Consider the following 20,810-nt stretch of genomic DNA (forward strand, 5'->3'; position numbering starts at 1 on the left):
ACCTCCAGACTATTCATCCGCTTTTTGTTGGATTTTTTCTTCAATAAAAGCTGCGACATTTTGGCTGACCATCTCTCTCGCCTGGCGGATCGCATGATAGACGGCACGACCGTCAGAGGAACCGTGCGCTTTGATGACCGGTGCCTTTAAACCGAAAAGCCCGGCTCCGCCATATTCAGAGTAGTCCATCTTCGTTTTCATTTCCTTCAGTTTCGGCTTCAGCGCCGAAGCAGCCAATTTGGCGGTAAAGCTCGAAGTCAGCGTGCTTCTCAGCATTTTAAAGATAGACAATGCCGCACCCTCAACCGTCTTTAAGGCAACGTTTCCGGTAAAACCGTCAGTCACGATGACATCGGCCACTCCATCCAGCATGTCTCTCGCTTCCACATTGCCGATAAAATTCAAATTGGTCTCTTTCAGCTTTTGGAAGGTCTGTTTTGCAAGTTCGTTTCCTTTTTTGTCTTCTGTACCGACATTCAAAAGTCCGATTCTCGGATTTTTCACTCCGAGCACCTGCTCTCCGTAAACAGAACCCATAATCGCGTATTGGACGAGGTGCTCCGGCTTCGCATCTACATTTGCTCCGACATCAAGAAGAAGAAAGCCTTCCCCTGAAACCGTCGGCAAAGTCGGCGCCAATGCCGGCCTTTCGATTCCTTCGATTCTGCCGACGATAAAAAGTCCGGCCGTCATTAAGGCGCCTGTGTTCCCCGCGGAAATGCAGGCATCGGCTCTGCCCTCTGCAACTTCCGCAGCCATCAGAACCATTGAAGAGTTTTTCTTTCTTCTGACGGCCCTGACAGGTTCGTCGGTCGCTTCAATAACCTCTTCCGCATGTTTGACGGTAATCCGCCCGTGTTCTGTTAAATGGGCGGCTATTTTTTCCCGGTCTCCGATAAGCGTGATCTCGAGGTCCTGGAAATCCTTGACCGCCTGCATCACTCCGTCGATGACCGCTTTGGGAGCATTGTCGCCTCCCATAGCATCTACAGCAATTCTCATGACAAATGCGCCACCTTCTATGATTGTTTTGAACGATACATGACAAATTCGCCTGAAAATACAGGCTCATCGGCAACATAGCTGTTCACGCCGACAACCGTTCTGCCTTTTTCTTTATCAAGTTTAACGACTTTCGCTTTTGCAACAACCCGCTCCCCCTGCTTGACCTGCCTCGTGAAGCGGATGTCCGCCTTCGCGGTTAATGCGAGCTCATCATCAATGACGGCAACGGCAAGCGAGTTGGCCTGGGCAAACAAATGATGCCCCCTGGCAATTTGGTTGCGGCTGAATACGTGTTCTCTTCTGATTTCAAGAATTGAAATCGCATGCTCATCAAGCTCAAGGTCGATGATTTCCCCGATGACCTCGTCGAGCGGAAGCGACTTCACTTCGTCTTCGAGGGATTTTTCGGCAACACTTTTAATTCTTTCCCTCAGTTCGGGGATTGAAAGTTCCAAACGGTCTAAACGAATCGTCTGAATGCTGACTTTAAATTTCTCCGCCAACTCTTCGTCTGTAATGAACGGGGTCATTTTTATCGTCTGCTGCAGCAATTCTTGGCGTTCTCTTTTACTTTTTCTCATATTATAAACACCATCCGCACATTTGTGACTAGGTACTAATAGTAGTATATAATTTCATAGATTGGAATGCAATCTTTCTTTACCTGTTCACGACAAGTTTTCGCATCAGCTCAGCTTTTCCCCGTCCATGACTCCGCTTTTTTGCAAATGCTCCCGCAGCCCCGCGTATTCGGCATCCGTCCAGAACGCCTGGGATGAGACGAGTTCTGCCGCGTCTTTTCTGGCTGTCTCAAGGGCGCGGTAATCATGGACCATATCGGCGACTTTAAACTCCGGCATCCCGCTTTGCTTTTTGCCGAAGAAATCACCCGGACCTCTCAGCTCCAAATCCTTTTCAGAAAGCTCAAAGCCATCCGTCGTTTCAGACATGATGCTCATCCGCTCTTTGCCCGTCTCGGATTTTGGATCGGCCATCAGGATGCAGTAGGATTGATGGTCGCCGCGCCCGACCCGGCCGCGAAGCTGGTGAAGCTGGGACAGCCCGAAGCGGTCTGCATCATAAATCAGCATGACGGTCGCATTCGGAACGTTGACACCGACTTCAACAACGGTTGTCGAAACAAGAATCTGGCATTTATTGCTGCTGAACTGCCTCATCACATGTTCTTTTTCATCATTGGACAGCTTCCCGTGCATCAGCCCGATCTGCCATTTTCCTCTAAACGCATGGGTCAGCATGCTGTGGACATCGATTGCATTTTGCACGTCGAGCTTGTCGGATTCTTCGATAAGCGGACAGATGACATACGCCTGCCTGCCTTTTTTCAATTCTTTTTCAATAAAAGCGAGAATCCGCTCCAGCATGTCGTGCTTTACCCAGTATGTCTCAATCCGCTTGCGTCCGGCCGGCATTTCATCAATGATCGACACATCCATTTCTCCAAACACGGTGATCGCCAATGTTCTTGGAATCGGCGTCGCCGTCATAAACAGAACGTCCGGGTCCTTTCCTTTGCTTCTCAATTTTTTTCGCTGTTCGACGCCAAAACGATGCTGCTCGTCCGTAATGACGAGGCCGAGCTGTTTAAAATGCACATCATCCTGGATCAGGGCATGCGTCCCCACCAAAATATCAATCTCGCCTTCTTGTAATCTTGCCAATAGCTCCCGTCTTCTTTTCCCTTTCACAGAGCTTGTCAAAAGCGCGACATTGACATCCAGGTTTTCAAACAGGGAGACCAATGAGTCCGCATGCTGTTCGGCCAGTATTTCTGTCGGCACCATCAGCGCCCCCTGAAAGCCGGACAATATGGACGCATATAAGGCGATGGCGGCGACGGCCGTTTTGCCTGAACCGACGTCACCTTGCAAAAGCCGGTTCATTTTGTAATCGGAAGCCATATCTTTCAATATTTCGCTTAAGGCTTTCGCTTGTGCGTTCGTCAATGTAAATGGAAGGCTGTTGACAAACGCATCTACGTCTTCACGTTTAAAAGTATGCCTGATCCCGTCGGACTGCTCCCGTTCAAACTTTCGCAACGCCTGCATTTTCAGCTGAAACAGCAAAAATTCTTCATATACAAAGCGGCGGCGCGCCTGCTTTAACGCTTCCCTCGTTTCCGGCTTGTGGATCGCTTTGACTGCATCCTGATAGGAGGGGAGCTTATAGGCGAGCCTGAGCTTTTCAGGGAGTGGGTCTTCGGCATGCTGCAGGTGGGTGCGGACGGCTTCCTGAATCAATTTCCGCATCGTCTTCACCGTTATGTTTTCTTTTACCGAATAGACGGGTTCTATCGTCTGATCTTCCTTGTGGGGGCCGTTTTTCAGTTCCTGGACCATCACGGACTGCCTGTGCTTGTCCCATTTTCCTGAAACGGTGACCACCGAACCGATGGCCAGCTTCTTTTTCAAATACGGCCGGTTAAAGCAGACCGCCGTGATTAAATAGTTTCCGACTAAAAGCCGAAAGGTGAGACGGCTCCGCTTTTTCCCGTAATAGGTAAGAGAAGGCTCGCTGTGAACCTTCCCTTCGACCGTCACTCTTTCCTCATGTGCCACTTCTTCCAAATCGCGCAATTCATAATCGTCATATCGGTACGGGAAGTAGTTCAAAAGATCGGAAATATCGTAGATCCCAAGCTCATTCAGCGTTTTTTCCGTTTCCGTCCCGATTCCTTTTATAACAGATATACTATTTTGCAGATTGTTTTTCACGTGCAGATGACGCCCCTCCGAATATTTTTTTCTCCAATTCTTTTCCTGTCGGGGTTGCGGCGAGTCCGCCCCGGCCCGTCTCTCTCAAGGCCGTCGGCATCGTTTGGCCGATTTTATACATCGCATCAATGACTTCATCACACGGAATGCGGCTTGTGATACCGGCAAGCGCCATATCTGCGGCAACCATTGCATTCGCCGCTCCCATCGCATTTCGTTTGACACATGGAACCTCGACAAGGCCGGCGACAGGATCGCAAACAAGGCCGAGCACGTTTTTCAAAGCGATCGCCATCGCTTCGGCGCACTGTTCAGGCGTTCCTCCCGCCATTTCGACGATGGCCGCCGCCGCCATTCCGGAGGCCGACCCGACTTCAGCCTGGCACCCGCCGGCTGCTCCCGAGATGCTCGCATTGTTGGCAACGACAAATCCGAACGCGCCCGAGGTGAATAAAAAGCGGACCATCTGTTCCTTTGTCGGATGAAGCTTGTCTTTGACAGCGAACAGGGTCCCCGGAACGACGCCTGCGGATCCTGCCGTCGGCGTCGCACAAATCGTCCCCATAGCCGCATTGACTTCGTTGGTTGCAACCGCTTTGCTGACGGCATCTAAAATCACATCTCCGGACAGCCCTTTACCTGATGTAAGATACGCATGCAGCTTGACGGCGTCCCCGCCTGTTAAACCGGAATGAGACTGAACGCCGCTGATGCCCTTTTGCACAGCAGCTTCCATCACGTCCAAGTTAGCCTCCATCTGTTTGAAAATCTCTTCCCTCGTCCGGCCTGACACCGCGATTTCCTGGGTAATCATGATTTCTGAGATGGAGACGTTTTTCTCTTTTGTCAGCTGAATCAATTCTTTCACATTTCGAAACATGTAATCTCCCTCTTCCCTGTCCTTTTAGTCAGCGATCTGCGTCACTTCGATGATATTCGGCAGCGCTCTCAGTTCTTCAAATACGGCCGGATCGATCGCTTGGTCGACCTCGATTGTCATCAGCGCTTCCTGGCCGATATCTTTGCGGGCCACTTCCATATGGCCGATGTTTATTGCAAATTTCGCCAGTACATTGGCAACGCCTGCAATCGTTCCGTACCGGTCATTATGGACGACTAAAATGGCGGGATGATTTCCCGACAATCTGAGCTCAAAGCCGTTAAGCTCGATAATTTCTATTTTTCCCCCGCCGATCGAAATACCTGCAAGTTCAAGGGAACCTTGATCATCGGAAATAAGAAGGCGGGCTGTATTCGGATGTTTGGGTACCGCTTCCTCTTCACGGAACTCGATGTCAATTCCCTTTTCCTCGGCAAGGCGGATGGAGTCTTTAATTCTTTCATCAAATGTATCAAAATCTAAAAGTCCGCCGATGATCGCCACATCTGTTCCATGGCCTTTATATGTTTCGGCAAAAGAACCGTATAATGAAACGACGATTTTTTTCGGCTCTCTTCCAAATACGCTTCTGGCGACCCTGCCGATTCTGGCAGCGCCGGCCGTATGCGAGCTTGACGGACCGATCATGACGGGCCCGATAATATCAAACACACTTCTGTACTTCATCCGTATCCCCCTTTTATGTTTCACAGATTTCACCGTGATGCGCGGCAGAAAACAGCCGTTTTTTTTAGACTAATCGATCAATCATCAATTGGCAAGCAGCGCGAATACTCTTAAAAAAAGCCAAAAGAAGAGAAGGGCTTTTCAAAACACCCTTCTGCTCAATCATTATTCCGCAGCCAAAATATACGAATACAGCGGCTGTTTTCCGTCGTGAATTTCCACTTCAACATCTTCAAATGCTTCGCTGATATGGCCGGCGAGCTCTTCGGCTTCTTCTTCTGAAGCATCTTCTCCCTTAATGATCGTTACGATTTCAGTGTCCTCATCGACCATTTCCGCTATCAGCTTTTTCGCTGCCGTTAATTGTTCGGCCGCGGTTTCAACGATCTTTCCATTTAAAATGCCCATAAAGTCGCCTTTTTTGATGTCGATGCCGTCGATGTTCGTATCTCTGACGGCGTATGTGATTTGTCCGCTTTTGACATGAGTGGTCGCTTCAAGCATATTTGCTTCATTTTCTTCCGCGTTTGCGGCCGGATTAAATGCAAGCAATGCGGCCATTCCTTGGGGAACGGTCTTTGTCGGGACGACGATCACGTTTTGATCGGCGACATCAGCCGCCTGGTTGGCCGCCATGACGATGTTTGAATTATTCGGCAGAATCACGACTGTATCCGCATTGGCATCCCGGATCGCCTGCACGATGTCTTCTGTGCTCGGATTCATCGTCTGGCCGCCCTCTATCACGGCTGTGGCGCCAATGCTTTTGAAAAGTTCGGCAATTCCTTCGCCCATCGCCACGGTGACAATGCCGTACGGCTGTTTTTCAGCAGGGGCCTTGACGGCTTCTTGCTTGGACTGGCTGAGAATCGCGCTGTGCTGTTCTCTCATATTTTCGATTTTCATATTGATCAGACTGCCGTACTTTTGCGCATACGTCAGGACTTCTCCCGGATATTCAGCATGAATGTGCACTTTTGCAAGGTTCTCGTCGGAAACGACGAGCAGCGAATCTCCGAAGCGGCTTAAATCCTGGCGGAATGCGTCTTCTTTAAAGCTTTTTTTGTCCTGATCAAGCTTTACCATGAATTCCGTGCAATAGCCGAATTCGATGTCCTCCGTGTTCATATGGCTTTGAGCGTTTTTATGATGTTCGGCGCTGACGAGGTCGTCCAGCGATGGAAGCGCCACCTTTTCTGAAAGCTTTTCTCCTTTTAAAGAAGCAAGAAATCCTTCATATACAAACAGCAGTCCTTTGCCCCCGCTGTCAACAACGCCGACTTCCTTCAAAACAGGCAGAAGCTCCGGCGTCCGCTCCAGTGAAGCCTCCGCTTCGCGGACAACGGCTTCCATGACAGCGATGATATCGGTTTCAGTTTGAGCGGTGTCCACAGCTTTTTTGGCAGCGTCTTTCGCAACCGTCAAAATCGTACCTTCTACAGGTTTCATGACCGCTTTATAGGCGGTGTCGACTCCGGCCTGAAACGCAGCGGCAAATTCCTTTGCGTCGATTTTGCTTTTCTGTTCGATCGACTTTCCAAAACCTCTGAACAGCTGCGATAAAATAACGCCCGAATTTCCACGCGCTCCCATCAGCAGCCCTTTTGCAAGGCTTGCAGCCACTTTGCCGATATTTTCCGTATCGATTTGCTCCACTTCTTTTGCACCGGATGTCATCGATAAATTCATATTTGTTCCTGTATCTCCGTCCGGAACAGGAAAAACGTTTAACGCATCAACCACATTTGCGTTTTGGGACAGATGGCGCGCTCCGTACAGAACCATTTCTGCAAAGGCCTTCCCATCTAAGTTTCGTATAGACACTCTTGTTTTCCTCCTAACTACGGGTTCGTCACTCGTACTCCTTGTACATAAATGTTTACGGAATCAACTGCGAGATCTGTTGTCTGATCCAGCGTGTATTTGACTTTTGTTTGAACATTGTGCGCCACTTCAGAAATTTTTGTTCCGTAGCTGACGATGATGTACATGTCAATGTGAATGCGGTCTTCTTCCTGACGAACAATAACGCCCCGGCTGAAGTTCTCTTTTCTGAGGATTTCAGTCAGCCCGTCTTTAATTTGGTTCTTGGATGCCATACCTACGATCCCGTAGCAGTCAATCGCCGCCCCTCCGGCAACCATGGCGATGACTTCATTTGATATATCAATCTGTCCGTATTTTGTTCGAAATTCAATGGACACGTCGGTTCCTCCTTTTTGAGTCTCTTTGACCGAGTTATCATCATTCTACTATAAGGACCTTCTTTTTTAAAGAACAGGTAAGCTTCCCTCTAGACCCAACCCTACTTATACTACAGCGGGGGTAATTTTTCAAGTTGTCAAGGAATTATTCTTGAAAGGAGAGTAATCAATAGTTGCAAACGGTTTTCAGCTGTGTTAAATTATTAAAGTATCTGAAGCATCACAAATGATCAAATGATAAAGAATGATGATGTTTTTTTGAGAGTTAGGAGGGAAACAAATGGCACGTAAATGCGTTGTTACAGGCAGAAAAACACGTTCTGGCAATGCTCGTTCTCACGCAATGAACGCTTCTAAACGCACTTGGGGCGCCAACGTTCAAAAAGTGCGTATTCTTGTGAACGGCAAGCCTAAAAAAGTATATGTATCTGCTCGAGCTTTGAAATCTGGAAAAGTTGAGCGTGTATAAGACAAAATAAACGCCTGCCCAAAGCGACTTTGTTGTTTAGGGCAGGCGTTTTTACATTCTTTTTTGGTCCGGGAACCTGGGCGAATGTCAATCTTTGCGAAACGAGCCCAGCATTGCCCGGACAATTCCCCCCAAAAATTTCGGTAATTTAATCGTATAAAATTTCATTCCGTTCCCTCCTCAAGAGTCCCGCAAACCGCATGTATCGCCAGGTCTTTTCTGACAACCGGATCCCTAAGCATCCGCTCAAGCGGGCAGCCAGGATATTTTAATCAGTGCTTCTTATCATTATTAATATGCCTTCTGTAAACGAAAAAGCACCTTGTGATCGGATGAGTTCGTTACTAATACATAGTGTAGAACCAAGTGCAATATGACACTTATTTAAAGAATACTTAAATCCTTCGAGAGAAAGGTTTTTGACCGTTTCTGTAAACGGCAGGAATGAAATATAAGGCTTCGTCTGATCGCGTGTAACGGTATAAGAACCGGGGGGAAACAAGCTGATCGTGTTTTGGCGGTCGATCATCACCGCGTTGATCCTGCTCTCTGCCGCTTGATGAAGCAGCTGCAGATTTCCGAGAAAATGATCGGCTCTGCCTCCCGAGATGCCGAACATCCTGATGAATGCCGGTTCCTGCTTGACAGCCCAGCTGAGAGCCAGATCCAAATCCGTCTTGTCCTTCTCGGCTTGATAGATATGGAGGCGGGGTGCGGCTTCTTCAATGGCTTGCTTTTGCTCCGGTGTGATGCTGTCAAAATCGCCGAATGCTTCATCCGGAATGATTCCTCTATCCAAAAGTGTCACAGCGCCCCTGTCGACGCCGATCCAAAATGCATCCTTTTCGCGGTACCGAGACAAATCCGGGATGAGATGCTCGGGCCCTCCGGCCACAATATTGATGTTCATGATGGGTGTATCCTTTCTTTAGCCCGTTCTAAAAAAGAGCACAGCGAATGGCCGGCTCTTTTTTTGGCTGAATGCGCCCGAACATTTTTAGTCAAGCGCTCCTTTTATTTCGGAAATAGCTTTTTTCCGGTCTTTTTCATTGTATATTGCAGAGCCTGCCACAAGCAGGTTCGCGCCCGCTTCGATACATTGCGCCGCCGTCTTTTTGTTGACGCCGCCGTCAACCTCGATCAAAAGCCCGGAAAGCTCTTTCTCTTCGGCAAGTTCCTTGACTTGCCTGATTTTCGGAACAACCGAAGATATGAACGATTGTCCGCCAAAGCCCGGATTGACCGTCATCAATAATACAAGGTCAAGGTCCTCCAGCACATGTTCAATCTGTTGAACAGGCGTATGAGGATTTAACACGACTCCCGCTTTGACGCCTTGTTCCTTGATCAGCTGGATCGTCCGATGGAGATGGGGACAGGCTTCAACATGAACGGAAAGAATGTCTGCACCCGCTTTTGCAAAGGCGGGAATATAACGATCAGGCTGTTCAATCATCAAGTGGACATCGAGCGGCAGTTTTGTGATCGGACGAACCGCTTCGACAACGAGCGGGCCGATCGTCAGGTTTGGAACAAAATGTCCGTCCATCACATCAATATGGATGAAATCAGCGCCGCCTTGATCGACATCTTTAATTTCTTCTCCTAAACGGGCAAAGTCAGCTGAAAGAATCGAAGGAGCAACATATACCATATCTTAATACCTCGGCTTTCTATCTTTTATCTCTGTTAAAAATTCAACATAATGGTCATAGCGGTATGAAGGGATGTCTCCGCTTTCCACCGCTTTTTTAACGGCGCAATTCGGCTCTTTTATATGCAGGCACCCGCGGAATTTGCATTCTGCGCTCTTTTCGCCGATTTCCAAAAATGTATATCCCAGATCTTCGGCTTCAATTCCCGTAAACTCGAGTGAACTGAAGCCCGGCGTATCTGCAACAAGACCGCCGCCCGTATGAATCAGTTCGACATGGCGCGTCGTATGCTTTCCTCTTCCAAGGTAGGCGGAAATGCCGGCGGTTTTCAATTCCAAGTCCGGGCTGATCGCATTCAAAAGGGAAGATTTCCCCACGCCGGACTGGCCGGCAAAAACGGTAATGCTGTCTTTAAAATGAGGAATAATCTCTTCTATGCCGCTTCCGTGTTTGGTTGATGTTAAATAAACATGGTAGCCGATCTTCCGATAATCTTCGGCATAGCGCCGGATCTGGTCTTCTATCTCACCCTCAGCCAAATCCATTTTCGTAATGCAGATGATCGGTTGAATGTCCTTTGCCTCGACAAGCACCAGGAAACGATCCAGCAACGACGTACTGAAATTCGGCTCTTTTGCTGAAAATACAAGGACAGCCTGATCGACATTGCTGATGGGCGGCCGTACCAATTCATTGATTCTTTCCTTAATCTCGAGAAGGTAGCCTTCCTTATCGTTGTCAGCCTGGTAGACGACATCATCGCCGACCAGCGGAGTGACTTTGTTTTTTCTGAAAATCCCTCTCCCCCTGCACTGAATGACGCTGTCTCCGTCCAGCACATAATAAAAGCCGCTTAATGCTTTAATGATTTTGCCCTCAGGCATATTGCACCTCCCTTATTCATCATCAGGATATTCAATCGTTTTTGACCTGACTACTTTATCGTTCACCGTCACTTGATAATACCCTTTTTGGCCGGGTTCAATCTTGAATTTGATCGTTCGCTCGGCAGGCGCCGTGATTTTAAAGTTTTCATAGGAGTCTGAGATGCTGTGTTCCGCATCATCGATCGAGATCTGGACATCCAGCTCTTCCCCCGGTGTATCCGGCTCATAAGGAATATCGATTTTTTCGGTCACTGTTTTGACCGGTTTTTTTTCAGGTCCAAGAGAAAACGTGACCTCGATTTTATCTCCGGGCTTGACGGACGTCCCGGCCGCCGGTTTCTGCTTAATGACCTGGCCTTCGGGAACCTCGTCAGAATGTTCCTCCTTTTCCACCAGGACCAGCTGATGATCATCGAGATAACCTGAAGCCGCCTGTTTGCTGTATGTTTTTAAATCCCGTAAAGCAATATCCTCAGGACCGAGACTGACCTTTAATTTCACCTCATCATCGCCAGGAACGATTTCCGTTCCCGCTGACGGCTGCTGCTCGATGACAGTCCCCGCTTCCTCGTCGTCATGAACCTCTTCGGTTGTGACATGTTTAAAGCCTTTTTGTTCAAGCAGCGTTTTGGCGGCGTCGATGTTCTGGCCGACGACATCATCCACCTCTTTTTTCTCCTTGCCCGAACTTTTATAAAGCTTGACTGTCGCGCCTTCCTTGACAACTTCGCCGGCTGCCGGATCGGATTTGACGATCAGCCCTTCTTCGATTTTTTCGTCGGCAATGTCTTCGGCATTCGGATCAACTGCGAATCCGTCTCCTTCAAGGAGGGTGACAGCTTCTTCGTACTCAAGGCCGGCTACATCGGGAACCTTCACGTCTTTTGGCATAAATAGCGAAGGAAACACCGTGACCGCCAGGACCATGGACGTGACAAGGATGAAAAACAGCGTCAATAAAACGATCGGCCATTTCTTTCTTTTTTTCTTCTTGTCCGCTTTTGCTTTTTTCTTTTTTTCTTTTTTCGTTAAAACCGGGCCTTCGCCCGGCTCGTCCGCCCCGTCTGCATCGTGCTGACCGGCGCCATTGTCCGGCAGATCTCTGATGACGGGAACCGCCTTTGTCATTTCATCATCCGACGGTATCGTAAATTTCTTTTCAGTCACTCTGTCCGGATCAAAAGCCGTCTTCAGATCGCTTTCCATATCTTCAGCCGCCTCATAGCGGTGAAACGGATCTTTGGCCATCGCTTTCAGCACGATGTTTTCCAGGCTTTGCGGAACGGCCGGATTCCACCTTTTCACTGAAGGCGTTTCCGATTGCAAATGTTTGAGCGCGATGCTGACCGCGGACTCTCCTTCAAACGGCGTCCGTGCGGTTAATAGCTCAAACAGCACGATGCCGAGTGAATAAATATCCGATTTTTTCGTAGACAAGCCGCCTCTCGCCTGCTCAGGCGAGAGGTAATGAACAGAGCCCAAAACAGAGTTGGTATGTGTGATGGTCGTTGAGCTTAAAGCCATGGCGATGCCGAAATCGGTGACTTTAATATGTCCCATATGGTCAATCAGGATATTGTGCGGCTTAATATCCCGGTGAACAATTTGATTATCATGGGCGTGCGCAATGGCGGAAACGATCTGTTCCATAATCTGGACCGCTTCCTTTGGATGAAGGGGGCCGCATTTGTTTATGTATTCTTTCAGGGTCATCCCCTCTACGTACTCCATCACAATATAATAGATGTCATCTTCTTCTCCGACATCATAGATGCTGACGATATTCGGATGGTCAAGACTGGCAGCGGACTGGGCTTCCCTTCTGAAGCGCCTGATAAAATCGGCGTCATGAACGAAGTCAAACCGCAGCACTTTAATCGCGACTTCCCGATCGAGTATGATGTCCTCAGCTAAATAAACGTTAGCCATTCCCCCTCCGCCGATGGCGCGCAGGATTTGGTAACGTCCGCTGATCCGTTTGCCGATTAGCACTTGTCTTCACCTTCTTCAATGTGAGAAGGGAGCTCCAACAATGCAACTGTAATGTTGTCTTCGCCGCCGTTGTCATTTGCCATCTGAACAAGCTGCTCCGCCTTTTCCTCCAGGGAAGATGCAGATTGAAGCATTTCTTTCAGCTTCTCATCATCCACCTTGTTCGTCAGGCCGTCAGAACATAATAAGACTTTGTCCCCGGGCTCTATTTCAAAAGAATGGGCCTCAACCGCCACTTCTGGATCAGTGCCGAGCGCTTTTGTCAGCACGTTTTTCCGCGGATGATGTTCGGCGTCTTCTTTTGAAATCCCTCCCGTCCGCACAAGTTCATTGACAAGCGAATGATCTTCGGTCAGCTGTGTGAAGCTTTCGTTATGCAATAAATAGCAGCGGCTGTCTCCGATATGGGCGACCGTCAGCGTTTTCCCCGTATATAAGGCACAGACGACCGTCGTCCCCATTCCCTGACATTCTTCATGCGCCCTGGAATGGTCGAAAATTTTCTGGTTGACGGCGGTAATCTGCTCCTTTAGCCATGCTTCGCTTTCAGCGGGCAAAGCCGGAATATCTTTCGTCTGCTCCCAGACGGCTCGAAGGGCGGAGACCGCCATCCTGCTGGCCACATCGCCGGCAAGATGGCCTCCCATCCCGTCGCAAACAACAGCCAGCACCCGATCCTCTTTTTCTGTAAAAATGCCGGCATCATCTTCATTGTGCTGGCGTATTTTTCCCCTGTCTGTTTTTAAGGCTGTCTTCAACCTTGATTCACCTCGTCTCTTCTTTTCGCTCCTTTGCACGAAGCTGTCCGCAGGCAGCGTCAATATCATGGCCTTGCTCTCTTCTGATCGTAACATTCACTCCGTGAGACTTTAATGTTTTTTCAAAGGCGAAAATCTGGTCTTTAGGTGTTCTGACATAGTCTCGTTCAGGTACATAGTTGACCGGAATTAAATTGACGTGACATTTGATTCCTTTTAACAGTTCGGCGAGCTCTTCCGCGTGTTCAACCTGGTCATTGACTCCGCCGAAAAGCCCGTATTCAAAGGTGACCCTTCTGCCGGTTTTCTTGATGTAGTATTCGACAGCCTTCATCAGCTCAGGCAGCTTGTAGGCCCTGTTGATCGGCATCAGCCGGCTTCTGATTTCGGTGTTTGGCGCATGCAGCGAAATCGCGAAGTTGATTTGCAGCTTTTCATCTGCGAATTCGTAGATTTTCGGAATGATGCCGCTCGTTGAAACCGTAATATGGCGTGCGCCGATATTCAGTCCTTTATCATGGTTGACGATTTTTAAAAATGCGAGCATCTCCTGGAAATTATCGAACGGTTCGCCGATTCCCATGATGACGATTGAGCTGACGCGTTCATCTGTTTCATCAAGGGCCTGCTGCACTTTGACAACCTGTGCGACGATTTCCCCTGCTTCCAGGTTCCGTTTCAGACCTCCGAGCGTCGACGCGCAAAACGTACAGCCGATGCGGCAGCCGACCTGTGTGGTTACACAAACAGAATTGCCATAATCATGTCTCATTAAAACGGTTTCGATCGTATAGCCGTCATGAAGTTCAAATAAAAATTTCATCGTTCCGTCCTGGGATGTCTGCTTGACGGCCGTTTTCAGCGTAGTCAGGACAAACTGCTCTTTCAGCTTGGTGCGAAGCTCTTTTGAAAGATTTGTCATCTCATCAAATGAGGAGATTCTTTTGTCATAAAGCCATTCAAATATTTGTGTTGCGCGGAAAGGCTTTTCACCGTTTTCTTCAAGCCAGTTTTTGATGTCATCTATTTCAAAAGAATAAATGGACGGTTTCTCAGTCCGCAATTCTTTTCTTATTTTTCGTTTTGATTCAATCATTGGGATCCCTCTTTCTCATGCTGCAGATAAAGAAGCCGTCTGTACCGAAATAATGGGGAAGAATTTGAATGCTTCCGCCTTGCACATAAGGCGCCGCTTTTTCCGGCAGCCGCTCTCGTATCGTCGTGTCAGCTTCAAATTCATCATGTTCTTCTAAAAAAGCCCGCATGACTTGTTCATTTTCCGTCCGGTCCATCGTGCAAGTGCTGTAGACCAGTGTGCCGCCTTTTTTCAGCAAAGGCGCGATCTCTTTTAAAATCGCGAGCTGGATGCCGGCAAGGCGGGCGCTGTCTTCTGGTGTTTTGCTGTATTTGAGATCCGGCTTTCTGCGAATAACGCCAAACCCTGAGCATGGCGCGTCAACGAGTATCCGGTCAAATTGCTCCGGCTGAAACGCTTCAGCCGCTTTCCTGGCATCCATTGCCCGGGTGTCAATATTGGTAAGTCCCAGACGGCCGGCCGCTTCCTGGATCAGCTTCACTTTATGGCGGTGCAGATCAAGGGAAACGACTTTTCCGGTGTTTTCAAGAAGTTCGCCGATATGGGTCGATTTTCCGCCGGGAGCGGCGCACGCATCAAGCACGGTTTCCCCCGGTTTTGGTCCGAGCGCCCTGGCAACGAGCATCGAGCTTTCATCCTGGATGGTCACGTCTCCCTCTTTGAAAAACGGGCTTGTTGCAATGGTCCCTTTTAACAGCTTCAAGCCGTCGGGGGAAAGGTCGCCTTCTTCCGCCTTGATGCCAGCCTCACGCAAGCGGTGCAGCATCGTTTCCCTGTCGTGTTTCAGCTTGTTGACGCGGATCGTCTGCTTTGGCGGGATCATGTGAATCCGGCAAATTTGTTCGGCCGCTTCAAACCCGTAGGCGTCAGTCCATTCTTTGACAAGCCACTCCGGATGGCTTGTTTCAACCGCGAGACGCTTAACCGGATCGTCAATTTCCGCAAATGAAGGAACGCCTTCCCGCTGTATTGAACGCAAAACCCCATTGACAAATGAAGAAATTCCTTTATGGCCGCGTTTTTTCGCGATTTCAACGGCTTCAAACAGTGCGGCCCGATCCGGAATTTTCTCCAGATATTCCATTTGGTACAGCGACATTCTCAACAGGTGAATGACCCATGGCTTTACCTTTTCCGGCTTCTTAATGAACGGTTTCAGCATATAGTCGAGGGCAAGCTTGTTTTGAAGGGTTCCGTATACTAATTCTGTCAAGAGGCCCCTGTCTTTGTCGTTTAGGTCGTTTGTTTTCATGACAGATTGGAGCAGCAGGTTGCTGTATGCCTGATTCTGATCGAGTTTAATCAATGTATCGAGCGCGGTTTCCCTGACATTACTTTTTTTCATCGTCATGACCTAATTTCATTCCGGCTTGAAGATCCGCTCCCCTGACGAAGTCTTCGCCTTTCATTCTTTTTTTGCCGGCCGGCTGCACTTCCGTTAATTTCAGCGCAGTGCCGTTTCCAGACGCAACCACGATGCCGTCTTTTTCAATCGTGATGATCTCTCCCGGCTCGGCTTGTTCTGCAGCGGGAACCTTTTGCGCGGCCCACACTTTCAGGATTTGTCCGCCGAGGGTGGTGTAGGCGACAGGCCAAGGATGCAAGCCGCGGACTTGGTTGTACAGAACCTCACCGGGCTTTGACCAGTCGATCCGCTCTTGTTCCCGCTTAATGTTTGGAGCATATGTCGCTTTTTCTTCATCCTGTTTTTCCGGAGTCACGGAGCCGTCTAAGACTTTCGGAACCGTTTCAGAAAGAAGCGCCGCCCCTGCTTTGCTCAGTTTATCGTGAAGCGTGCCGACATTATCATTCTCTTCGATGTCAACTTCCACTTTTGAAAGCATATCTCCGGCATCAAGTTTTTCGACCATGTACATAATCGTCACGCCTGTTTTCTGTTTGCCCTCAAGGATGGCGTAGTGGATCGGCGCTCCTCCGCGAAGCTCAGGCAGAAGGGAAGCATGGACATTGATGCAGCCGTATGCCGGATAATCCAACAGCTTTTTCGGCAGGATCTGCCCGAAAGCCGCTGTTACGATCAAATCCGGCTTGAGCTCAAGAATTTTGTCCGTCTCCTGTTCCTCTCTCACTTTTTCCGGCTGAAGCACGGGGATGCCGTGGCGCAGTGCTTCTTCTTTGACCGGCGGGGGTGTCAGCACTTTTTTTCTGCCCTTCGGACGGTCGGGCTGTGTGACGACGCCCACCACGTCATATCCGTCTTTGATCAGCGTGTTAAGCACAGGAACGGAAAAATCCGGCGTTCCCATAAAAACAATCCTTGTCATCCAATCATCCTTCCATTTCCTCAAGTTCTTCCGCATCATAGTAGCGCGTTGCTTTTGACGTAAATAAAATGCCGTCCAAATGGTCGATTTCATGAAGCAGCGCTCTTGCCAAAAAGCCTTCCGCTTCAATGGTAAACGGCTTGCCGCGGCGGTCGAAAGCCCGGACTTTTACATAGTCGGACCGCGTGACCTCACCGTACAGATCAGGAAAGCTTAAACAGCCTTCAGGCCCCGTTTGCTCGCCGCGTTCCTCGAGAACCTCGGGATTGACGAGGTCGATTCTCCCCGTTTCATCGCCGATATCGACGACGGCCGCTCTTTTGGAGACGCCGATTTGCGGGGCGGCGAGTCCGACGCCGTCCAGTTCAAGCATTGTATCATACATGTTATCAAGTAGTTTTTTTAATGATTTATCAAAAGCCGCAACGGGCTCGGCAGGTGTTTCGAGAACAGCCGCCGGGTACGTCACGATCGGTTTTACTGTCAATCTAAAAGCCCTCCATCAGGTTGTATTCTACATCATCATATAAGGATTCATATCGATCGATATCGTCAATTGCTTTTGTTCAATATCGCGCTTGTAATGATCCATGATGTTTTTCAGCAAAGATGTAAGCTGGTTTTCCTGTTTGTATTTTATCACGCATTGGTAGCGATATCTATCCTTGATCCTTGCGATCGGCGAAGCGACAGGCCCGAGGATTTTTGCGTCATTGGAAATGTTCGCTTTTAAATATTGGGCGATTTTTTCTGTGACGAGAGCCGTTTTGGCGACCTCTTCGTGGGACACGGTGATAAGAGCCAAATAATAATACGGCGGATAGGCCTGTTCTCTTCTGTGCAGCATCTCCTGCTGAAAAAACGCTTCATAATCATGCGTTTTCGTCAGCTGAATGCTGTAGTGTGACGGTGTATACGTTTGGATGATCACCCTGCCCGGCTTCTCATGGCGGCCCGCTCTCCCGCTGACTTGTGTCATCAGCTGAAACGTCTTTTCAGCGGCCCTGAAATCCGGGATGTGCAGCATTGTGTCTGCGCTCAGCACACCGACGAGCGTGACGTTTTCAAAGTCGAGGCCTTTGGCGATCATCTGCGTGCCGAGCAAAATATCGGCTTCTCCTTTTCCAAAGGCTGTCAGCAGCTTTTCATGCGCCCCTTTCCTGGATGTTGTGTCAACATCCATGCGGATCACTCTTGCTGCCGGAAGGATTTTCGTCAATTCTTCTTCGACCCGCTGCGTCCCTGTTCCAAAATAGCGGATATGCTCGCTTCTGCATTCCGGGCAGCTTGACGGCATTCCCGTTTCAAAGCCGCAGTAGTGGCATTTCAAGCGCTGTCCGAATCTATGGTATGTCAGGGAAATTTCACAATGCGGACATTGGATGACGTACCCGCAGTCTCTGCACATCACAAAGGAGGAATAGCCCCTCTTGTTTAAAAACAGAACCGCCTGCTCGCCTTTTTCCAGCGTTTTTTCAAGTTCTTCCATTAACGCTTTGGAAAACATCGAGCGGTTTCCGCTTCTCAATTCCTCTCTCATATCGACGAGAGACACATCCGGCATGACCTGGCTGTTGACGCGCTGTTTGAGGGAAAGAAGCTTGTACACGCCTTTTTTTGCTCTTGCAAATGATTCAAGCGTCGGCGTTGCACTCCCGAGGACAACCGGACACCGATGGTATTCGGCCCGTTTAATCGCCGCTTCTTTCGCATGGTATCTCGGCATTTCCTCCTGTTTATAGGATGTTTCATGTTCCTCATCAATGATGATCATGCCCAGATTTTCAAAAGGGGCGAAAATCGCCGACCGCGCCCCTACGACAAGACGGACTTCCTTGCGGTGGATTTTCCGCCATTCATCATATTTTTCTCCGGTTGAAAGACCGCTGTGGAGCACCGCTACCTGTGAGCCGAACCGCCCTTTAAAACGATGGACCATCTGCGGGGTCAGAGAAATTTCCGGAACGAGGACGATCGCTTCCTTTCCGGCCTTCAGCACATTTTCTATCGATTGCAGATAGATTTCCGTTTTGCCGCTTCCTGTTACACCATGAAGAAGAAACACGTCATGACGATTGTGTTCCACCGCTTCTATAATCGCTTCATAAGCATGCGCCTGGTCTTCGGTCAGCGGAAGCGGCTCGGTTTTTTTGAACATTCTGTCCTGATAGGGATCTCTGTAAACCTCCTGCTCGCTTTCCATTAACAGACCTTTTTCTAAAAGTGATTTTAAGGATGCGGACGACCCTCCGGTTTTGTCCAAAAGTTCTTTGGCAGGCACTGTCAGCCCTTCCCCGCCCTCTATAAAATATTCGAGGATCGCTTTTTGCTTTACAGCCTGCGGGGAAAGTCCGTCAAGCGCCTCTTTCAGCTCGGCTTTCGGGCAGAGGGCCGATATTGTCCGCTGCATCTTCTTGCTCGTTTTTTGCTTGACCTTGTACGTCACTTCAAGGTTTCCCGCTTGCACCTGGCGCTGAATAAGCTTTAATGTTCGGTGATCTTCTACCTCTGAATAAGATAGGGCCGTTTTGGCTGAGAACATGCTCTTTAATGGCTCTGGAAGCGGCTCATCTCCGATGACTTTGATTTCTTTCGCGTATTTCGCTTTCATCGCGGCCGGAAGCATCGCTTGCAAAGCCGTGATTTTATAAGAAAGCGTCTTTTCCGTGAGCCAGTCCGACAGCTCGAGAAGCTCTTCCGTCAAAACGGGCGTCAGGTCAAGGATTTCCTCAATGTCCTTGACCGTCCGCCCATTAAGTTCTGAAGTCTCTTTTACATTGATGACGAACCCTTGTATTTTCCGGGGGCCGAAAGGAACGATCACCCTCATTCCTTTTTGGATCATCCCTCTCCATTTCTCGGGGATGCGGTAATCAAACGGCCTGTCCATATTCTTTGTCGTGACATCGACGATTACTTCAGCAAAATTCATGAAGATGCTCCGCTCCGTTCGGCAAGCTCTGCGGCTTCTTTCAAGATTTCTGCGGCGACCTCCCGTTTCGTCATCAGAGGGTGTTCTTTCTTTTCTCCGTTTTTATGATAAACCGTCACAATATTGGTTTCCGTTCCAAAGCCGGCGCCTTCTGCCGCAATGTTGTTGGCGACTACCATATCGAGGTTTTTCGATACCAGTTTTTTGCGGGCGTATTCTTCCACTTGCTGCGTTTCCGCTGCAAAGCCGATCAGGATTTGCTTTGTCTTCCGCTGTCCGAGCTCTTTTAAAATATCCTTCGTCCTTTCAAGCTCGATCACCAGGCTGCCGTCCTGCTTCTTCATTTTATGGTCATGGACGGTTTTTGGTGTATAGTCCGCAACAGCCGCTGTTTTCACGACAATATCGCTGTCCTCGAAGACAGATAAAACCGCATGATACATGTCATCGGCTGATTGGACATGGACAACATCGACGCCTGCCGGATCTCCGAGCGTCGTCGGGCCGGTAATCAATGTCACGCGGGCTCCGAGCCTTGCCGCTTCCTCAGCAAAGGCGTAACCCATTTTCCCTGTCGAACGGTTTGAGAAAAAGCGGACGGGATCGATTTTCTCTCTTGTCGGACCTGCTGTGACCACAACGTGTTTTCCGTGCAGCGGCCCGGTCTGTCCGCCTGAAAAATACTCTTCAGCCAATTCGACGATCCGCTCCGGCTCTTCCAGTCTGCCTTTGCCGACATATCCGCATGCAAGGTACCCTTCACTCGGCTCAATAAACCGGTAGCCGTCTTGATGGAGAATCTCGATATTCCGTTTGACGGCCGGATGGCCATACATATGGACATTCATCGCCGGAGCGATCCATACCGGCGCTGTCGTTGCCAAAAGCGTCGTCGTCAGCATATCATCGGCGATGCCTGAGGCGAGTTTTCCGATCACATTGGCCGTTGCCGGAGCAACAATCACAAGGTCTGCCCAATCAGCAGCATCGATGTGGGCGATGACGCGCGGATCCGGCTCTTCAAATGTATTGGTATACACGTCATGACGCGAGAGCGCCTGAAAGGTGAGCGGGGAAACAAATTCACAGGCGGATTTCGTCATGATGACTTTGACATTTGCCCCTGCCTGCACAAGCTTGCTCGTCAATGCGGCCGCTTTGTAGACCGCGATCCCTCCGCTTACGCACAGCAAGATGTTTCGGTTTTTCAGCATCTTTTATCCCC

General features: G+C 49.3%; 20 protein-coding genes. 1 reads left to right on the top strand and 19 read right to left on the bottom strand.

The genetic code is table 11. The features are described 5' to 3' along the window. Positions 1–9: 9 nt before the first annotated feature. From plsX to BTR1S_RS02930, 7 genes are all read right to left on the bottom strand, one after another. The gene (gene plsX / locus BTR1S_RS02900; RefSeq protein ID WP_006638205.1) at positions 10–1,002 is read right to left on the bottom strand and encodes a phosphate acyltransferase PlsX; all 993 of its coding nucleotides are present in this window, start codon (positions 1,000–1,002) and stop codon (positions 10–12) included. Positions 1,003–1,019: 17 nt separating this feature from the next. Then, on the bottom strand, positions 1,020–1,586 hold the full coding sequence (fapR, locus tag BTR1S_RS02905) for a transcription factor FapR (RefSeq protein WP_006638206.1): 567 nt from the start codon (positions 1,584–1,586) through the stop codon (positions 1,020–1,022). A gap of 105 nt (positions 1,587–1,691) precedes the next feature. Next, positions 1,692–3,740, bottom strand: coding sequence for an ATP-dependent DNA helicase RecG (gene recG / locus BTR1S_RS02910; protein ID WP_006638207.1), 2,049 nt, complete (start codon positions 3,738–3,740; stop codon positions 1,692–1,694). Next, a complete protein-coding gene (gene sdaAA / locus BTR1S_RS02915; RefSeq protein WP_006638208.1) occupies positions 3,718–4,620 on the bottom strand; it encodes an L-serine ammonia-lyase, iron-sulfur-dependent, subunit alpha in 903 nt (300 codons plus the stop codon). The genes recG and sdaAA overlap by 23 nt, the downstream gene beginning before the upstream one ends. A gap of 24 nt (positions 4,621–4,644) precedes the next feature. Further along, positions 4,645–5,307 (bottom strand): L-serine ammonia-lyase, iron-sulfur-dependent subunit beta, encoded by a 663-nt coding sequence (gene sdaAB, locus BTR1S_RS02920; RefSeq protein ID WP_006638209.1) that lies wholly within the window; start codon positions 5,305–5,307, stop codon positions 4,645–4,647. A gap of 165 nt (positions 5,308–5,472) precedes the next feature. Next, positions 5,473–7,131, bottom strand: coding sequence for a DAK2 domain-containing protein (locus tag BTR1S_RS02925; protein ID WP_006638210.1), 1,659 nt, complete (start codon positions 7,129–7,131; stop codon positions 5,473–5,475). Positions 7,132–7,148: 17 nt separating this feature from the next. Beyond that, complete coding sequence (locus BTR1S_RS02930; protein ID WP_029418516.1) at positions 7,149–7,511, bottom strand: Asp23/Gls24 family envelope stress response protein; 363 nt, start codon at positions 7,509–7,511, stop codon at positions 7,149–7,151. Between the two features lie 280 nt (positions 7,512–7,791). On the opposite strand from BTR1S_RS02930, the gene rpmB reads away from it, so the two are divergent. Next, positions 7,792–7,980, top strand: coding sequence for a 50S ribosomal protein L28 (rpmB, locus tag BTR1S_RS02935; RefSeq protein ID WP_006638212.1), 189 nt, complete (start codon positions 7,792–7,794; stop codon positions 7,978–7,980). Between the two features lie 87 nt (positions 7,981–8,067). Here rpmB and spoVM read toward each other — a convergent pair whose 3' ends face one another. From spoVM to coaBC, 12 genes are all read right to left on the bottom strand, one after another. After that, complete coding sequence (gene spoVM, locus BTR1S_RS02940) at positions 8,068–8,148, bottom strand: stage V sporulation protein SpoVM (RefSeq protein WP_003221545.1); 81 nt, start codon at positions 8,146–8,148, stop codon at positions 8,068–8,070. A gap of 100 nt (positions 8,149–8,248) precedes the next feature. Beyond that, a complete protein-coding gene (locus BTR1S_RS02945) occupies positions 8,249–8,893 on the bottom strand; it encodes a thiamine diphosphokinase (protein WP_087962513.1) in 645 nt (214 codons plus the stop codon). Between the two features lie 84 nt (positions 8,894–8,977). Next, positions 8,978–9,634, bottom strand: coding sequence for a ribulose-phosphate 3-epimerase (gene rpe, locus BTR1S_RS02950; RefSeq protein WP_029418517.1), 657 nt, complete (start codon positions 9,632–9,634; stop codon positions 8,978–8,980). Between the two features lie 3 nt (positions 9,635–9,637). Beyond that, positions 9,638–10,519, bottom strand: coding sequence for a ribosome small subunit-dependent GTPase A (rsgA, locus tag BTR1S_RS02955; RefSeq protein WP_006638215.1), 882 nt, complete (start codon positions 10,517–10,519; stop codon positions 9,638–9,640). 12 nt (positions 10,520–10,531) lie between these two features. Further along, positions 10,532–12,514: a Stk1 family PASTA domain-containing Ser/Thr kinase gene (gene pknB / locus BTR1S_RS02960; protein WP_006638216.1), complete on the bottom strand. Its 1,983-nt coding sequence runs from the start codon at positions 12,512–12,514 to the stop codon at positions 10,532–10,534. Further along, complete coding sequence (prpC, locus tag BTR1S_RS02965; protein ID WP_006638217.1) at positions 12,508–13,272, bottom strand: protein-serine/threonine phosphatase PrpC; 765 nt, start codon at positions 13,270–13,272, stop codon at positions 12,508–12,510. The genes pknB and prpC overlap by 7 nt, the downstream gene beginning before the upstream one ends. Positions 13,273–13,279: 7 nt before the next feature. Further along, positions 13,280–14,368 carry a dual-specificity RNA methyltransferase RlmN gene (gene rlmN, locus BTR1S_RS02970; protein ID WP_006638218.1) on the bottom strand — a complete coding sequence of 363 codons (1,089 nt, stop codon included), beginning with the start codon at positions 14,366–14,368 and terminating at the stop codon, positions 13,280–13,282. Beyond that, complete coding sequence (rsmB, locus tag BTR1S_RS02975) at positions 14,361–15,713, bottom strand: 16S rRNA (cytosine(967)-C(5))-methyltransferase RsmB (protein ID WP_029418518.1); 1,353 nt, start codon at positions 15,711–15,713, stop codon at positions 14,361–14,363. Before rsmB ends, rlmN begins: the two co-directional genes overlap by 8 nt. Continuing rightward, positions 15,700–16,653, bottom strand: a complete 954-nt coding sequence (fmt, locus tag BTR1S_RS02980; RefSeq protein ID WP_006638220.1) for a methionyl-tRNA formyltransferase — start codon at positions 16,651–16,653, stop codon at positions 15,700–15,702. The genes rsmB and fmt overlap by 14 nt, the downstream gene beginning before the upstream one ends. Before the next feature lie 4 nt (positions 16,654–16,657). Next, on the bottom strand, positions 16,658–17,140 hold the full coding sequence (def, locus tag BTR1S_RS02985) for a peptide deformylase (protein WP_006638221.1): 483 nt from the start codon (positions 17,138–17,140) through the stop codon (positions 16,658–16,660). A gap of 27 nt (positions 17,141–17,167) precedes the next feature. Continuing rightward, positions 17,168–19,585: a primosomal protein N' gene (gene priA / locus BTR1S_RS02990; protein WP_029418519.1), complete on the bottom strand. Its 2,418-nt coding sequence runs from the start codon at positions 19,583–19,585 to the stop codon at positions 17,168–17,170. Further along, a complete protein-coding gene (coaBC, locus tag BTR1S_RS02995; protein ID WP_029418520.1) occupies positions 19,582–20,799 on the bottom strand; it encodes a bifunctional phosphopantothenoylcysteine decarboxylase/phosphopantothenate--cysteine ligase CoaBC in 1,218 nt (405 codons plus the stop codon). The genes priA and coaBC overlap by 4 nt, the downstream gene beginning before the upstream one ends. Positions 20,800–20,810: the final 11 nt, after the last annotated feature.

The sequence above is a fragment of the Bacillus sonorensis NBRC 101234 = KCTC 13918 genome, assembly GCF_001592005.1.
GTDB lineage: Bacteria > Bacillota > Bacilli > Bacillales > Bacillaceae > Bacillus > Bacillus sonorensis.

Excerpts from the sequence above, each read along its gene's own strand:
- plsX (WP_006638205.1), bottom strand. The coding sequence starts at position 1,002 with ATGAGAATTGCTGTAGATGCTATGGGAGGCGACAATGCTCCCAAAGCG.
- fapR (WP_006638206.1), bottom strand. The coding sequence starts at position 1,586 with ATGAGAAAAAGTAAAAGAGAACGCCAAGAATTGCTGCAGCAGACGATA.
- sdaAA (WP_006638208.1), bottom strand. The coding sequence starts at position 4,620 with ATGTTTCGAAATGTGAAAGAATTGATTCAGCTGACAAAAGAGAAAAAC.
- sdaAB (WP_006638209.1), bottom strand. The coding sequence starts at position 5,307 with ATGAAGTACAGAAGTGTGTTTGATATTATCGGGCCCGTCATGATCGGT.
- rpmB (WP_006638212.1), top strand. The coding sequence starts at position 7,792 with ATGGCACGTAAATGCGTTGTTACAGGCAGAAAAACACGTTCTGGCAAT.
- spoVM (WP_003221545.1), bottom strand. The coding sequence starts at position 8,148 with ATGAAATTTTATACGATTAAATTACCGAAATTTTTGGGGGGAATTGTC.
- rpe (WP_029418517.1), bottom strand. The coding sequence starts at position 9,634 with ATGGTATATGTTGCTCCTTCGATTCTTTCAGCTGACTTTGCCCGTTTA.
- rsgA (WP_006638215.1), bottom strand. The coding sequence starts at position 10,519 with ATGCCTGAGGGCAAAATCATTAAAGCATTAAGCGGCTTTTATTATGTG.
- rlmN (WP_006638218.1), bottom strand. The coding sequence starts at position 14,368 with ATGATTGAATCAAAACGAAAAATAAGAAAAGAATTGCGGACTGAGAAA.
- rsmB (WP_029418518.1), bottom strand. The coding sequence starts at position 15,713 with ATGAAAAAAAGTAATGTCAGGGAAACCGCGCTCGATACATTGATTAAA.
- fmt (WP_006638220.1), bottom strand. The coding sequence starts at position 16,653 with ATGACAAGGATTGTTTTTATGGGAACGCCGGATTTTTCCGTTCCTGTG.
- priA (WP_029418519.1), bottom strand. The coding sequence starts at position 19,585 with ATGAATTTTGCTGAAGTAATCGTCGATGTCACGACAAAGAATATGGAC.
- coaBC (WP_029418520.1), bottom strand. The coding sequence starts at position 20,799 with ATGCTGAAAAACCGAAACATCTTGCTGTGCGTAAGCGGAGGGATCGCG.